The sequence below is a fragment of the Rhodococcoides kroppenstedtii genome (genome assembly GCF_900111805.1).
In the GTDB taxonomy this organism is placed as follows: Bacteria; Actinomycetota; Actinomycetes; order Mycobacteriales; family Mycobacteriaceae; genus Rhodococcoides; species Rhodococcoides kroppenstedtii.
Window position 1 is genome coordinate 116899 of record NZ_FOJN01000005.1, and the last position, 14892, is coordinate 131790.

13 protein-coding genes and 1 pseudogene are annotated in these 14892 nt (G+C 71.8%); 1 reads left to right on the plus strand and 13 read right to left on the minus strand.

Annotation, left to right across the window (positions count from 1 at the left end):
* Nucleotides 1-35: 35 nt before the first annotated feature.
* From nusB to BMZ18_RS07705, 3 genes are all read right to left on the minus strand, one after another.
* Nucleotides 36-620 carry a transcription antitermination factor NusB gene (nusB, locus tag BMZ18_RS07695; protein ID WP_068362083.1) on the minus strand — a complete coding sequence of 195 codons (585 nt, stop codon included), beginning with the start codon at nt 618-620 and terminating at the stop codon, nt 36-38.
* Nucleotides 621-1184, minus strand: a complete 564-nt coding sequence (efp, locus tag BMZ18_RS07700) for an elongation factor P (RefSeq protein WP_068101031.1) — start codon at nt 1182-1184, stop codon at nt 621-623.
* 114 nt (nt 1185-1298) lie between these two features.
* Complete coding sequence (locus BMZ18_RS07705) at nt 1299-2393, minus strand: M24 family metallopeptidase (RefSeq protein ID WP_068362087.1); 1095 nt, start codon at nt 2391-2393, stop codon at nt 1299-1301.
* 91 nt (nt 2394-2484) lie between these two features.
* On the opposite strand from BMZ18_RS07705, the gene BMZ18_RS07710 reads away from it, so the two are divergent.
* Nucleotides 2485-3021: a B-4DMT family transporter gene (locus BMZ18_RS07710; RefSeq protein WP_074922070.1), complete on the plus strand. Its 537-nt coding sequence runs from the start codon at nt 2485-2487 to the stop codon at nt 3019-3021.
* Nucleotides 3022-3025: 4 nt separating this feature from the next.
* On the opposite strand, the gene aroB is transcribed toward BMZ18_RS07710, so the two are convergent.
* The 10 genes and pseudogenes from aroB to BMZ18_RS07760 form a co-directional block, all read right to left on the minus strand.
* The gene (gene aroB, locus BMZ18_RS07715) at nt 3026-4189 is read right to left on the minus strand and encodes a 3-dehydroquinate synthase (RefSeq protein ID WP_068101023.1); all 1164 of its coding nucleotides are present in this window, start codon (nt 4187-4189) and stop codon (nt 3026-3028) included.
* Nucleotides 4190-4380: 191 nt separating this feature from the next.
* A pseudogene (locus BMZ18_RS07720) lies at nt 4381-4929 on the minus strand (shikimate kinase); the annotation flags it as partial.
* Nucleotides 4926-6113 (minus strand): chorismate synthase, encoded by a 1188-nt coding sequence (aroC, locus tag BMZ18_RS07725; RefSeq protein WP_068105626.1) that lies wholly within the window; start codon nt 6111-6113, stop codon nt 4926-4928. The pseudogene BMZ18_RS07720 and the gene aroC, both read right to left, overlap by 4 nt.
* Nucleotides 6114-6126: 13 nt before the next feature.
* Nucleotides 6127-6711, minus strand: coding sequence for a prepilin peptidase (locus tag BMZ18_RS07730; protein ID WP_082894958.1), 585 nt, complete (start codon nt 6709-6711; stop codon nt 6127-6129).
* An 82-nt stretch (nt 6712-6793) separates the two neighbouring features.
* The gene (locus BMZ18_RS07735) at nt 6794-7624 is read right to left on the minus strand and encodes a shikimate dehydrogenase (protein ID WP_068362228.1); all 831 of its coding nucleotides are present in this window, start codon (nt 7622-7624) and stop codon (nt 6794-6796) included.
* A 16-nt stretch (nt 7625-7640) separates the two neighbouring features.
* Complete coding sequence (locus BMZ18_RS07740; RefSeq protein ID WP_068362091.1) at nt 7641-8954, minus strand: endolytic transglycosylase MltG; 1314 nt, start codon at nt 8952-8954, stop codon at nt 7641-7643.
* Between the two features lie 48 nt (nt 8955-9002).
* Entirely contained in the window at nt 9003-9578 is a 576-nt protein-coding gene (gene ruvX / locus BMZ18_RS07745) for a Holliday junction resolvase RuvX (protein ID WP_068362094.1), read from the minus strand.
* Nucleotides 9579-9580: 2 nt separating this feature from the next.
* Complete coding sequence (gene alaS, locus BMZ18_RS07750; RefSeq protein WP_068362236.1) at nt 9581-12247, minus strand: alanine--tRNA ligase; 2667 nt, start codon at nt 12245-12247, stop codon at nt 9581-9583.
* A gap of 10 nt (nt 12248-12257) precedes the next feature.
* Entirely contained in the window at nt 12258-13571 is a 1314-nt protein-coding gene (locus BMZ18_RS07755) for a replication-associated recombination protein A (RefSeq protein ID WP_244516461.1), read from the minus strand.
* 89 nt (nt 13572-13660) lie between these two features.
* Complete coding sequence (locus tag BMZ18_RS07760) at nt 13661-14824, minus strand: phosphotransferase family protein (RefSeq protein ID WP_068362238.1); 1164 nt, start codon at nt 14822-14824, stop codon at nt 13661-13663.
* Nucleotides 14825-14892 lie beyond the last annotated feature (68 nt).

Sequence of the window (14892 nt, forward strand, 5' to 3'; positions counted from 1 at the left end):
CTAGCAACGCGCGCGACCGCTCACCGCGCTCGGTGTCAGTCGGTGCGGTCCCCCGCGTCGTCGGCTTGCTGCTCCGCCGCGGGCCGGGCGGCTGTCTGCTCTGCCGCCGGCCGAGCGGCGGCTGTCTGCTCTGCCACCGGCCGAGCGGCGGCGGCCGCACGCACCTGCGGCGCCACCGACACGATCTGCCCGAGCACCCCGTTGACGAACGACGGCGACTCGTCGGTGGAGAGCTGCTTGGCCAACTCCACCGCCTCGTCGACGGCCACCACCGGCGGCACGTCGGTCGCGTTCAGCAACTCCCAGACCGCGACGCGCAGGATGGCGCGGTCGACGGCCGGCAGACGCGCCAGGGTCCACTGGTGCAGGTGGTCGGAGATGACCGAGTCGATGCGGTCCAGGCTCTCCGCCACGCCGGCGACCAGAGTGTCGGTGTAAGCGTTGACGGGAGCGACGGCGTCGTCCTCCGCGGAGAGCGCACGACGGTCCGCGGCCAGGGCCACGGGGTCGAGGTCACGCGCCTCCGCTTCGAAGAGGAAATCGACAGCGCGCTTGCGCGCCTTGTGCCGCGCGCCGAGCTTCTTCGGTGCCGGGCGACCGGTCTTCGCGGACTCGCTCACTCAGGAATTCACACGCCCGAGGTAGTTGCCGTCGCGCGAGTCGACCTTGAGCTTGTCGCCGGTGTTGATGAACAGCGGCACGTTGATCTCGGCGCCGGTCTCGAGGGTCGCCGGCTTGGTGCCGCCGGTCGAACGATCACCCTGCAGGCCGGGATCGGTGTGCTGGACGACGAGCTCGACGGTGACGGGCAGCTCTACGTACAGCGGCAGACCCTCGTGCATCGCGACCTGCACGGTCATGTTCTCGAGCAGGAACCGTGCGCCGTCACCGATGGTGGCCTCGCCGATCGAGATCTGGTCGTAGGTGTCGCCGTCCATGAAGACGTAGTCACTGCCGTCGTGGTACAGGTACGTCATGTCGCGGCGGTCCACCGTCGCGGTCTCGACCTTGACGCCGGCGTTGAAGGTCTTGTCGACCACCTTGCCCGAGGTCACGTTCTTGAGCTTGGTGCGGACGAAGGCGGGGCCCTTGCCCGGCTTGACGTGCTGGAACTCGATGATCGACCAGAGCAGGCCGTCGATGTTCAGGACGAGCCCGTTCTTGAAATCACTGGTGGAAGCCACGTGCTTCGCATCTCCTCGTGTCGCGGTGGAAACTCTTCGGTGGTGCACTTCCGCGTCGGACTCGCCGTCCGGCGCACCGCACCGCGCGCCGCGGAGGGCACGGGATGGGGGCCGTCAGAGGACGGTGAACTCCTTGCTGGTCAGCGTGAGCAGTTCCGGCTCGTCCTCACGGACGATGAGCGTGTCCTCGATCCGTACGCCTCCGCGACCGGAGAAGTACACGCCGGGCTCCACCGTCACCGCTGCACCGGCAAGCAGTGTACCGGTGCCGGTGGCGCCGATTCCCGGCGCTTCGTGGATCTCCAGACCGACGCCGTGCCCGAGACCGTGCAGGAACAGCTCGCCGTGCCCGGCCTCGTCGATGACGGCGCGGGCCGCGCCGTCGACGGCCCGCACCTCGGCGCCCGGCCGAAGCGCCGCCCGCCCCGCGGCCTGGGACCGCGCCACGAGCTCGTACAGCTCGCGCTGCCACTCCTGTGCCGCGCCGAGCACGTAGGTGCGGGTCATGTCGGAGTGGTAACCGCCCACCTCGGCGCCGAAGTCCAGCTTGAGCAGGTCGCCGTGCCGGAGGACCGTGGCGTCCGGACGGTGATGCGGGACAGCCGAATTGGCGCCCGTCGCGACGATGGTCTCGAAGGAGATGCCGTCGGCCCCCAGCCCCAGCATCGTGTGGTCGAGCTCGAGCCCGACCTCCTTCTCCGTCCGTCCCGGCCGGAGCGAGCCCCGCTCGATCAGGGTGGCCAACGCCCGGTCGGCCACCCCGCACGCCTGACGGAGCAGCGCGACCTCGGACTCGTCCTTGACGACACGCAGCTGCTCGACCGGCCGCGCCGCACGCACCAACTCGACGTCCGTCCGTTCGGTCCACCGGGCGTGGTCGTCCACCGACACCACGTGCGACTCGAAACCCACCCGGCGCGCGGGCGTGTCGGACAGCAGGCGCACCGGACCCGCCCGGTCGATCACCGCCCGCAGATCGGGCACCTGGCCCGCCACCTGGATGACGTACCGGCCGTCGGTGCAGATCACCGTGCCGTCCTCCCCCGCCGCCGTGTCGGACGCCGAGACCAACAACGCCGCGTTGGACCCCGTGAACCCCGTCAGGTAGCGCACGTTCAGCAGGTCGGTGACCAGCATCGCGTCCCATCCCGCGGTGCGGACGAGGGAACGGAGGGCGTCGCGGCGGGCGGCATGATCGGCGGTGGGCATCACCCGAACGTACCGCTCGGCCGCGCCGTGACCGGTACGGACCTGACCGGTGTACGCCCGGCGTCACGGCGAGGTGGCTACTGTGTCCTCCATGACTGGCTGGGTGGTACGCGGTGTGGGGATGGCGCTCGTTCACGTGGTGGCCCGGGTGGTGCTGGCTCTGGCCGTCGCCGCCGCGCCCACTCGCGGGTCGATGCTGCAGATGCTGACCCTGGTGGCGGTGCTGCTCGTCGCGATCGTCTGGGGTGCCCTCGACGGCATCGCCGCCGGTCGACGCGGTGAGGCGGACGCCACCGATCACACCATGGTCTGGCTGAAGGCCTCGCTGGTCGCCGGCGTCGGCGCCGGGTTCCTCTCCTGGCTGTTCACCGCCGTCGCGAACCTCGCCGTCAGCGCCAACTCCCTGATCTTCGAGATCACCGCGGGTGCCGCCTTCACGGTGCTGCTGGTGTTCGTCCCCGCCACCATCGCCGTCGCGATCGGCCGGTGGTGGGCGCGGCGCGGGGTGGACGACGGCCCCCGCCGCCGCTCCGCGGACCCCGACGAGCGTCGCGCCGACTCCTCCGGCGGCGCCGGCGACGACACCGCCGACACCGAGGTCTTCGCGCCGGCCCGCGACCGGTCCTGACGATCTAGAGCAGGACGGTCGTCGAGCCCGCCGGGCCCGCGTCGCGCGCGATCGCGGAGTACGCCGCGGCGAGCAGCGACGGATCCGGGCCTTCGAGTCGTCCCGGCCTCGCCAGGTCGTCGAGGACGACGAAGCGCAGCAGCCCCTTGCGGTTCTTCTTGTCGGTCTGCATCCCCTCGAGGAGTTGGCCGAAGGCGTCGCCGTCGTAACCGACCGGCAAGCCCACCAGCTCGAGAATCCGCCGATGGCGGTCGGCCACCTCGTCGGAAAGGCGACCGGCCACGCGGGCGAGTTCCGCCGCGAACACCAGGCCCACCGACACCGCGGCGCCGTGGCGCCACCGGTACTTCTCGCGCCGCTCGATGGCGTGGCCGAGAGTGTGCCCGTAGTTGAGGATCTCGCGCAGGTCCGATTCCTTGAGGTCCGCCGCCACCACGCGGGCCTTGACCTCGATGGACCGCCGGATCAACTCCGGCAGCACGTCGCCGGTCGGATCGAGAGCCGCCTCCGGGTCCGCCTCGATCAGATCCAGGATCACCGGATCGGCGATGAACCCGGTCTTGATCACCTCGGCCATTCCGGCCACGATCTCGTGACGCGGCACCGTCTCGAGCGTCGCGAGGTCCACCAGGACCGCGGACGGTTCGTGGAACGCGCCCACCAGGTTCTTGCCTGCGTCGGTGTTGATGCCCGTCTTGCCGCCCACGGCCGCGTCGACCATCGCGAGCAACGTCGTCGGCACGTGCACCACCCGCACCCCGCGCATCCACGTGGCGGCGACGAAGCCGGCCAGGTCCGTCGCGGCGCCACCGCCGAGCCCGACGACGGCGTCGCTGCGGGTCAGTCCGATCCGGCCGAGCACCTCCCAGCAGAAGCCGGCAACGGGCAGTTCCTTGCCGTCCTCCGCATCGGGAATCTCGATGCGATGCGCGTCCACGCCCGTCTCCGCCAGGGCCGCCCGCACCACCTCCGCCGTCTCGGCGAGCGGCGGCTGGTGGAAGATCGCGACCGTCCGCGTCCCGCGCAGCTGATCGACCAGCTCGGTCAGCAGGCCGCGGCCGATGACGACGGGATACGGATCGGCCGAGTTCACGGTGATCGTCACCGGCTCGGAGCCGACGACCGTTCCGGTCTCGGTGTCGCTGCGGCCGTCGGTGTCCGGGCTCATGTCGGCTCCTGTGATCGAGGGGCGGGTCGCCCCGAAGGTGTGGTCGGCTGATCGGGTGCGGGCATCGCCCCGGGTGGCGGCGCACCCGAACGCGGCGACGCGGAACGCCCGGCTCCCCGGCGCGACCGCCGACGGGCTCCGGTCCGCCGGGGCCGCTCCGGTCGGGTCTCCGCCGGCTCGCGCGGTGCACCCAACCGGTCCAGCACCGCAGCCACGACCCGGGACGGGCTGCGCCCGTCGGTCCGCACCCGGATCGACGCCGCCTCCCGATACAGCGGACGGCGAATCCGCATCAGCTCCCGGTACTTCGCCTTCGGATCCACGCCCGTCAGCAACGGGCGCGACGTGTTCGCGTTCAGCGCGCCCGTCCGACGCAGCCCCTCCCCGACACCGAGTTCGAGGTAGACCACCGTGTGGCCCTGCAGCGCGGCGCGGGTCCGAGGAGACAGCACCGCACCCCCGCCGAGCGACACCACACCCGACTGCGAGTGCAGCGACTCCACGACGACCTGCTCCTCGATCTCCCGGAACGCCGCCTCGCCGTCCACGGCGAAGATGTCCGGAATCGTCCGGCCGGTGCGTTCCTCGATGGCGGCGTCGGTGTCGTACAACTCCACGCCGAGGGCCTTCGCCACGCGACGGCCGATCGTCGACTTCCCCGCCCCCGGCGGCCCGATCAACACGACCCGCGGCCGAACCCCCGGCAGCGAATCCGACCGCCCCCCGGCCTCGCCGGTCATCGCGGGGGGCGCTGGGACACGTTCTCGACGTAGCGACGCACGTTGCCCGCGGTCTCGGCGACCGAATCGCCGCCGAACTTCTCGAGGGTCGCCTGCGCCAGCACCAGGGCCACCATGGTCTCGGCGACCACGCCGGCCGCCGGAACGGCGCAGACGTCGCTGCGCTGATGGATCGCGACGGCCTGCTCGCCCGTCGACATGTCCACCGTCGACAGCGCGCGCGGCACCGTCGAGATGGGCTTCATCGCCGCCCGGACGCGCAGCGGCGCCCCGTTGGTCATGCCGCCCTCGAGACCGCCGGCGCGGTTGGTGGAGCGGACGATGCCGTCGTCACCCGGCGCGATCTCGTCGTGGGCGGCGCTGCCGCGCCGACGCGCCGTCTCGAACCCGTCGCCCACCTCGACACCCTTGATGGCCTGGATACCCATGAGCGCCGCGGCGAGCCGGGCGTCGAGCTTGCTGTCACCGGTGACGAAGGAGCCGAGTCCGACGGGAAGTCCGTGGACCACCACCTCCACCACACCGCCGAGCGTGTCGCCGTCGCGCTTGGCGGCCTCGATCTCGGCGATCATCGCCTGCTCGGTCTCGGAGTTCAGAGCGCGAACCGGGCTGGCGTCGATGGCGTCGAGATCGCCGGGCTGCGGCTCGGGGCCGACGTACGGCTCCGACGCGCCGATCGACACGACGTGGGAGAGCACCTCCACGCCGAGGACCTGGCGCAGGAAGCCGCGCGCGACGGTACCCACCGCGACACGCGCGGCTGTTTCCCGTGCGCTGGCACGTTCCAGAACCGGACGGGCGTCGTCGAATCCGTACTTGAGCATGCCGGAGTAATCGGCATGACCCGGGCGGGGACGGGTCAGGGGCGCGTTGCGGGCGAGGTCGGCCAGGACGTCCGGATCGACCGGATCGGCCGACATGACCTGCTCCCACTTGGGCCACTCGGTGTTGCCGACCTCGATCGCGACCGGTCCGCCGAGGGTGCGGCCGTGCCGCACGCCGCCGATCACCGTCACCTGGTCGGCCTCGAACTTCATGCGCGCACCGCGGCCGTACCCGAGCCGCCGCCTGGCGAGCTGGGCGGCAATGTCCTCGCTGGTCACCTCGACCCCGGCAACCATGCCTTCGAGAACCGACACCAGTGCAGGGCCGTGGGATTCGCCGGCCGTGATCCATCGCAACACGAGCCCCATCTTTTCACGCCGCGGCGCCGAGCCACGCCACCAGGGTCGCCGCACAGAGCGGTGGTCCGTACGGGAACCGGCCACGAACGCCGACCGCTGCCGTGGTGGCCGCCGCGACCAGTCCGAGGACCGGCGCCAGGACCGCCGCGGACACCCACACCTCGACACCCGCCTGCCCACCCACGGCACCGAGCGTCAGACACAGCTTGACGTCACCGCCGCCGATCGCACCCGGCACCGCCGCGGCGGCCAGCCAGTGCAGTCCCGCGTACGCGGCCGCCCCCACGATCGCCGCACTCGGGTGCTGCGCGGCGACCATCACGGCCCCGGCGGCCGGCAGGGTCAGCTCGTCCGGCAAGCGGAGCAGACGGCCGTCCACGATGCACAGCACCCCGGCCCACGACGTGAGGGCGACGACGGCGGCCGTGTCCGCGATCCCGGAACCGGCGCTCACCGCGGCGGCGCACCCGCACGCGAGCGCGATCGCCGCGTGGTCTGTCGGGGTGGGGCGCGTCCACCGGCCGATCGTCGCGACGGCGAGAGCACCCAGAGCCGCGGCGGTCGCCACGACGAGCCAGAGCGGAACGGAGTCGGTCACGGACCGACGCTCGCACCTCGACGCCCCGCGGCACGGCCGCGCATCTCGACCCGGGGACGGCCGCCCGCCCGGGGACGAACGGTCAGTCGCCGAGCAGTGCTCGGGTCATCACCTCGCGCGGCGCCGGACGGCCGGTGAACTGCTCGGTCTGGCCGAACGCCTGGTGCAGCAACATCTGCACCCCGCCCACCACGGTTCCGCCGGCGCGGTCGACGGCTGCGGCGAACGGCGTCGGCCACGGGTCGTAGATGGCGTCGAGCAGCACCGCCACGTGCCCGGCCACGGGCACCAACGCCTCCGCTCCGTCCGCCGGCACGGTGGAGATCACGGCGGCGGCACCCGCGAAGGTGTCGGCGAGCCGCGGGTCCTCGAAGTCGGCCCACCGGGCGTCGAGGCCGCAGCGCGCCGCACAGTCCAGTGCTCCGGTGGCACGGCCGCGGTCGCGGGAGACGATGGTGACGGACGCGGCGCCGCGGTCCGCGGCCGCGACCAGGGCGGGCCGCGACGTGCCCCCCGCCCCGACGACGACGACCGATGCACCGGTGAGATCGGTGACCCCGACGGTGCCGAGCGCGCCGGTCACGCCGTCGACGTCCGTGCAGTCCGCGCGCCATCCGTCGGAGGTGCGGACCAGGGTGTTGGCCGACCCCACCGCGTCCGCGCGTGCGGTGCGCTCCGAGGCGTACGCCAGAGCGGCGAACTTGCCGGGCATGGTCACCGAGACCCCCACCCACTCGGGGCCGAACGAATCCAGAAGCGGCGCGAGGTCGTCCGCGGTGCACTCGATGCGCTCGTAGGTCCAGCCGGTCAGGCCCAGCGCGGCGAACGCGGCCCGGTGCACGATCGGCGACTTGGAGTGGGCGACCGGCGATCCGAGAACGGCCGCTCGACGGGCACCCGGGTCATCGGCCACCTCCGCGGGAACCGGTTCATCGGCCACTGTCGAGGAACCCGCCTTCGACCTTCTGAATGTTGTCCAGGTGGGTCTGATAGTTGTCCGTGAAGAGCGTGTCGCCCTGCGCGTTGATGGTCACGAAGTAGAGCCAGTTGCCCGGTTCCGGATTCTCGGCGGCCTGCACGGCGCCGACGCCCGGGGAGCAGATCGGGGTGGCCGGCAGACCCTCGCTCGCGTACGTGTTCCACGGGGTCACCGTGCCGCGGTCGACGTCCGTGGTGGCCACCTCGGTGGTGTCCAGCGCGTAGTTGACGGTGGAGTCGAATTCGAGCTTCTGCCCGATGGCCAGCCGGTTGAGGATGACGCGGGCCACCTTGGCGAAATCCTGTGGCAGGGACTCGCGTTCGATGAGCGACGCCGCGACCAGCACCTGGTAGGGGTCCAGGCCGGAGTTCGCGCCGGTCTCGAGCAGTCCGGTGCTCTCGTAGAGTTCGGCGCTCTCGGTGACCAGCTGACGGATCATCTCCGCGGGCGAGGCACTGGGGTCGACGTTCCAGGTGCCGGCAGCGATGAGCCCCTCGAGCTGGCGATCGCGATCGGGGACGCGAGAGACGGCGTCGCGGGCCCAGTCGGCGACACCGAGCTCGGCGGGATCGCCCGCCCCGGCTTCGTCGAGCTGCTGATAGGTCACGCACGGAACACCCTCGCCCACAGCGCAACTCGCCTCGGAGATCAGGGTGTAGATGCCCTTGCGCACCGCGCCGGTGTTGACGTCGGTGGTGTCGTGCAGCTGCCGCCCCTCGGCGATCTGGATCTGACCCACACGCGCGGCGGGGTCCACCAGCGTGGCCACCGCATCCGCGGCCGGTAGCCCCTCCTGCAACCGGTAGTAACCCGGCTGGACCGCGGTGATCGCCGAATTCTGCAGTGCCGCTTCGTAGAACGCGGCGGACGATGCGGTGACACCCTTGTCGGCCATCTCCCCCGCGATCTGCTCCGCGGTGTCTCCGGGTTGGACCGCGACGACGACGGTGGCGCCGCCGGGTCCGGCGAAGTCCGCCGCGGGCTCGGCGCCACCCCGGAACGCCGAGAACGCCCACACTCCGGCCGCGCCGACGAGCACCACGAGTGCGATCACCGCGAGACCTCCGACGATCCGTGCGCGACGCTTGCGGCCCTCCGCGGCCCGGCGGCGTCGGGCACCGGCCCGGCCGGCCTCCGGTGCGGGCGCGCCTCGATCACCCACCGGTCGTGGCCGGCCTTCCCGCGCACCGTCGCGTGCTCGGCCGTCCCGCGCTCGTCCGTCGCGAACCACGGGGATGCGGTCGGTGTCCCACTCGTCGTTCACTGCGTGGCTCCTGCGCCGTTGTTCACTGCGTGGCTCCTGCGCCGTTGTTCACTGCGTGGCTCCCGCGCCGTCGTCACCGTTGTCGGGCATCGGTGCCCCCTCCGTCTCGTTCGGCGCGGTCGTCTCGTCGCGCCCGGGCCGCCGACGCTCGTCGAGCCACCCCTGCAGGATCGCCACGGCAGCGGCCTGGTCGATCACCGACCGCTGGTTCCGGGCCCGGATGCCGCTGTCGCGAAGTCCGCGCGCCGCACTCACCGTAGTCAAGCGTTCGTCCGCGAGGCGAACCGGCGTGCCGGGAAGGGCGCGCCCGAGAACTCGGGCGAACCGGACAGCGATGTCGGCGGCCTTCCCGCGCTCCCCTCGCAGCGTGCGCGGCAGCCCGACGACGATCTCCACGGCCTCGTACTCCTCGGCGAGCGCGACGATGCGTCGCACGTCGGACGCGTCGGGGTGGGTCTTCGGGGCGCGCGCCACGGTCTCCACCGGCGTCGCGAGGACGCCGTCGGGATCGGACGACGCGACGCCGATGCGGACGCTGCCCACGTCGATGCCGAGCCGACGTCCCCGTCCCGGATCGTCGGCTCCGGGCCGGTCCGGAACCCCCGATCGGGGTGCTTCCGGCACGGTCAAGACGCGATCTCGGCGATACGCGCGACGACGGCGTCGATCGCCGAGGGGATACCGGCCGCGTCGGAACCGGACCCCTGGGCAGCGTCGGCCTTGCCGCCGCCGCGTCCACCGATGGACGGGCCGAACGACGAGACCAGCTCACCGGCGGCGATCCCGAGGTCGCGGGCACCGGAGGTGGTGGCGACGACGAACGGCACCTTGCCGTCGACGTCGCCGAACAGCGCGACCACGGCAGGCTCGGACCCGAATCGGCCACGGATGTCCAGTGCGAGGGTGCGGAGGTCACCCGCGGCGACACCTGCCGGTGCCGGGGCGGCGACCACGCGCACCGTTCCGACCGTCCGCGCCGCGTCGACGTACGACCCGGCGGAGGACAGCACTGCGGCGGCGCGCGTGGCCTCGAGTTCCTTCTCGGCGACGCGCAGCCGTTCGACGAGGTTCTCCACCCGAGCGGGCACCTCGTCGGTGGGCACCTTCAGCGAGGTCGCGAGACCGGCGAGCAGCGCCCGTTCCTTCGCGAGGTACTTGTACGAGTCGAGTCCGACGAACGCCTCCACGCGGCGCACCCCCGAGCCCACCGAGGACTCGCCGAGGATGGTGACCGGGCCGATCTGCGACGAGTGCTGCACGTGGGTTCCGCCGCACAGCTCGAGGGAGAACGGGCCGCCGATCTCGACGACGCGGACCTCGTCGCCGTAGTTCTCCCCGAACAGTGCCTGCGCGCCCATCTCCTTCGCCTCGTCGAGACCGGTCGTGAACGTGTTCACCGCGTAGTCGGACCCGACGGCGTCGTTGGTGACCGCCTCGATGTCCTCGCGCTGGGACTCGCTCAGCGCGCCCTGGTAGGTGAAGTCGAAGCGAAGATAACCGGGCTTGTTGAGCGACCCGGCCTGCACCGCGTTCGGGCCGAGGATCTGCCGCAGCGCACCACCGACGAGGTGGGTGCCGGAGTGGCCCTGCGTGGCGCCGCGGCGCCACTGCGGATCGGTGTGCGCGGTGACGGCGTCGCCCTCGGTCAGCTGTCCCTCGTCGACGGTGACCTTGTGCACCCACACGGTCTTGGCGATCTTCTGCACGTCACGCACGGTGACGCGCAGACCCGGACCGGTGATGGTGCCGATGTCCGCGAGCTGACCGCCGGCTTCGGCGTAGAGCGGAGTGCGGTCGAGAATCACGTCGACGTCCTCCCCGGCGGCCGCGGTGGGGACGCGGACACCACCGGAGATGAGGGCGAGCACGGAGGCCTCGGTGTCGAGCTCGTCGAACCCGGTGAACTCGGTGGGTCCGCGATCGACGAACTCCTTGTACACCGACAGGTCGGTGTGTGCGTGCTTGCGCGCCCGCGCGTCGGCCTTGGCGCGACTGCGCTGCTCCGCCATCAGCGTGCGGAAGCCGTCCTCGTCGACCTCGAGGCCCGCCTCGGCGGCCATTTCCAGCGTGAGGTCGATCGGGAACCCGTAGGTGTCGTGCAGGACGAACGCCTCGGAGCCCCCGATGCGGCTTCCGCCGGCGGCGGTGACCGACTGCGCCGCGCTCTCGAACAGCTTGGATCCCGAGCTGAGGGTCGTGAGGAACGCCCGCTCCTCCCCCACGGCGACGGACTCGATGCGCGCGAAGTCCTCGACCAGTTCGGGGTAGGACTCGGCCATCGTGTCGCGCACGACGGTGACGAACCGGGACATCGACGGATCGGTGGCGCCGAGCAGTCGAGCGCTGCGCACGATGCGGCGCAGCAGCCGACGCAGCACGTATCCCCGCCCGTCGTTGCCGGGGGTGACGCCGTCGGCGATCAGCATGACCGCGGTCCGGGCGTGGTCGGCGATGACCCGGAAGCGCACGTCCGCCTCGTGGTTCTCGCCGTAGGTGCGACCGGAGAGCCGTTCCGCCTCGGTGATCACCGGACGCACCAGGTCGGTCTCGTAGACGTTGTCGACCTCCTGGAGCAGGAACGCGACGCGCTCGACACCCATGCCGGTGTCGATGTTCTTGCGCGGCAGCGGCCCGAGGATCTCGAAGTCGTCCTTGCCGGTCCCCTGCCCGCGCTCGTTCTGCATGAACACGAGGTTCCAGATCTCGATGTAGCGGTCCTCGTCCGCCTCCGGACCCCCGTCGCGGCCGTACTCGGGACCGCGGTCGTAGTAGATCTCCGAACACGGTCCGCAGGGACCGGGAATGCCCATCGACCAGTAGTTGTCCGCCATCCCGCGCCGCTGGATACGCTCGTCGGGCAGGCCGGCGACGTCCTTCCAGATCTGGATGGCCTCCTCGTCGTCGAGATAGGCGGTGGCCCAGATGCGCTCGGGATCGAAGCCGTAGCCGCCCTCCTCCACGGGCGACGTCAGCAGCGTCCAGGCGAACCCGACGACCTCGCGCTTGAAGTAGTCGCCGAACGAGAAGTTGCCGGCCATCTGGAAGAACGTGTTGTGCCGCGTGGTGACGCCGACGTTCTCGATGTCCCCGGTGCGCACGCACTTCTGGACGCTGACGGCGCGATCGAACGGCGGCGTGCGCTGACCCAGGAAGTACGGCACGAACTGGACCATGCCGGCGTTGATGAAGAGCAGATTCGGATCGTCGAGAACCAGCGAGGCGCTGGGCACCGGGGTGTGGCCCAACTTCTCGAAATGGTCCAGGAAGCGGCGACGGATCTCGTGGGTCTGCACGACGGTCACCCTATCGCGACGACCGCCGCACGATCCGTCGGAGCTTGCCCACCCGCGTCGCCAGATCGCGCTCCGCGCCGTGGGTCGTCGGCCGGTAGTAGTCGACGCCGACCAACTCGTCCGGCGGGTACTGCTGCGCCAGGACACCGTCGGGGTCGTCGTGGGGAAAGGCGTACCCCTGCGCGTTGCCCAGCGCGGCGGCGCCCGCGTAGTGCCCGTCGCGCAGATGCGGCGGGACCGGACCGGCCTTGCCCGCCGCGACGTCGGCCATCGCCGCCCCGAGCGCCGCGGTGACCGCGCCCGACTTCGGTGCCGTCGCCAGGTGGACCGTCGCCTGGGCGAGGGCGAGCCGCGCCTCGGGCATGCCGATCAGCGCGACCGCCTGTGCGGCAGCGGTGGCCGACAGCAGCGCGGTCGGATCGGCCATCCCGACGTCCTCGCTCGCGTGCACCACCAACCGCCGTGCGATGAACCGCGGATCCTCGCCGGCGGTGATCATGCGCGCCAGGTAGTGCAGAGCCGCGTCGACGTCGGATCCGCGGATGGACTTGATGAATGCGCTGACGACGTCGTAGTGCTGATCGCCGTCGCGGTCGTAGCGCACGGCGGCCCGATCGACGCTGGTCTCGACGGCCGTCAGGTCGACCACGGGAGGGTCCTGCGCCGCGAGGCCGACGGCCGTGTCCGCCGCGGCCTCGAGCGCCGTCAGCGCGCGGCGGGCGTCGCCTCCGGCGAGACGGACCAGGTGGTCGAGCGCGTCGTCGTCGACGGTGACGCTGCCGTTCAGGCCGCGCGGGTCGGTGACGGCGCGAGTCAGCACGGCCCGGACGTCGTCGTCGGTGAGGGGCCGCAACTGCAGTACCAGCGACCGGGACAGCAACGGCGAGACGACGGAGAACGACGGGTTCTCGGTGGTCGCGGCGACCAGGAGGACGATGCGGTTCTCCACGGCGGCGAGCAGCGCGTCCTGCTGCGTCTTGGAGAACCGGTGGACCTCGTCGATGAAGAGCACCGTCTGCTCGCCGTGTGCCGCACGGCGACGGGCCAGGTCGATGACCGCCCGGACGTCCTTGACCCCCGCCGAGAGCGCCGACAGCGCCTCGAATCGGCGGCCGGTGGCGCCGGAGATGAGCGAGGCGAGGGTGGTCTTGCCCGTCCCGGGTGGGCCGTACAGCAGCACCGAGGCCGCGCCGGACCCCTCGACGAGACGACGCAGCGGCGCGCCCGGTGTGAGGAGGTGCTGCTGACCGACGACCTCGTCGAGCGTGGCCGGCCGCATCCGGACCGGCAGCGGGCCGCCCGAGCCGGGGACCGGTGCCGGGATCGCCGTCGGCGAATCGTCGTCGGGCGCCGCGCCGGCGGGCTCGAACAAACCCCCGTCGTCCGGGCCACCGCCCGGAGCACCGTCCGGGCTCAGGACGCCGCCCACCGCGATCCCAGGGCGTCTCGGACCTCGTCGGCGAAGTCGGCCAGGTCGGTGTGGCCCACCGACCGCGCGTAGTCGGCCAGGATGGTCCAGCGCGTCGTCAGCGCGACCGCCCGCGGCACGGACAGGTTGTGTCGACGCAGAGCGGCGTTGCGCGCGTCGTCGTCCGGGACGAACCAGAAGGTGGTGAGCCACGCCCAGATCAGTTGCGCGTCGAGCAGTTTGGCGTGCAGCACGGCGTCGTCCGCGAGGTGCGGCCACATCCCGACCACCTCGGCACGCCAGGCCTCGACCATCGCCTCGGCGCGCTCCGGGGACAGCTCGAGCCGGCACAGACACCCGGGGTACGACATCACGGTGTAGGCGATGTCCAGGGTCGCGTCCCGGAAACCACCCCACTCGTAGTCGAGGAACCGCACGCCCTCGTCGTTGACGATGATGTTGTCCGGACACAGGTCCGAGGGCGAGAAGGCGCGCAGTCCGCCGGTGCCGAACAGACGACCCGCGCGGCCGATCGCGTCGGTCACGGCCGCGGGCACGGCGACCCCGAGATCGGCCAGGAGGCCGGGCACGGCGGCCTCCGCCGCGCTGACCTGATCGCCCAATCCTGCGCCGGTCTGGGTCACACCGGCGCGGGCGAGCAGGGCACCGAAGTCCTCCTCGCGGCCGACGGTGGCGGCGTGCATCCGGCCCAGAGCTTGAGCGAGCGCCATCAACGAGTTGGTGACCGCGGCCGGATCGGACTGCCCCAGCAAGGCGGCGAACGGCGCGCTGTCGCCCAGATCGCTCAGCACGAGCAGGCGCTCGGTGAGGTCGTAGGCGATGAGGGCCGGACCGGGGCGGGAATCGGTGGCCAGTGCCGTGGCGAACTGATAGGACGCGGCCTCACGCACGAACGCCGAATCGTCTCCGGCGCCGAGGCCGGTCCGGGCCACGGACTCGTGGGCGCTCACGCGTACCTGCTTGATCACGAGTGTGCGCGGAAGCAGGAACGGGTTCTCGGCAACGCGCACCCGGAGAACGACCGTGCGTCCGCTGCCCCCGAGGTCCACGGGGTCGACCAGGGTGACCGGAGCTCCGGTGCGGCGGGTGAGAAGCTCCGTGGCCGCGGCGACGGCCTCGGTGATCGGGTCTGCCAGCATTGCCGTCATCGGTGTGTCGACCGGTCGGTCCTGCGCGGAACCCACCGGGCCATTCCTCGTTTCCGTCGTCTGGTGCG

Excerpts from the sequence above, each read along its gene's own strand:
- BMZ18_RS07705 (WP_068362087.1), bottom strand. The coding sequence starts at position 2,393 with ATGCCCACCGCCGATCATGCCGCCCGCCGCGACGCCCTCCGTTCCCTC.
- BMZ18_RS07710 (WP_074922070.1), top strand. The coding sequence starts at position 2,485 with ATGACTGGCTGGGTGGTACGCGGTGTGGGGATGGCGCTCGTTCACGTG.
- aroB (WP_068101023.1), bottom strand. The coding sequence starts at position 4,189 with ATGAGCCCGGACACCGACGGCCGCAGCGACACCGAGACCGGAACGGTC.
- BMZ18_RS07760 (WP_068362238.1), bottom strand. The coding sequence starts at position 14,824 with ATGACGGCAATGCTGGCAGACCCGATCACCGAGGCCGTCGCCGCGGCC.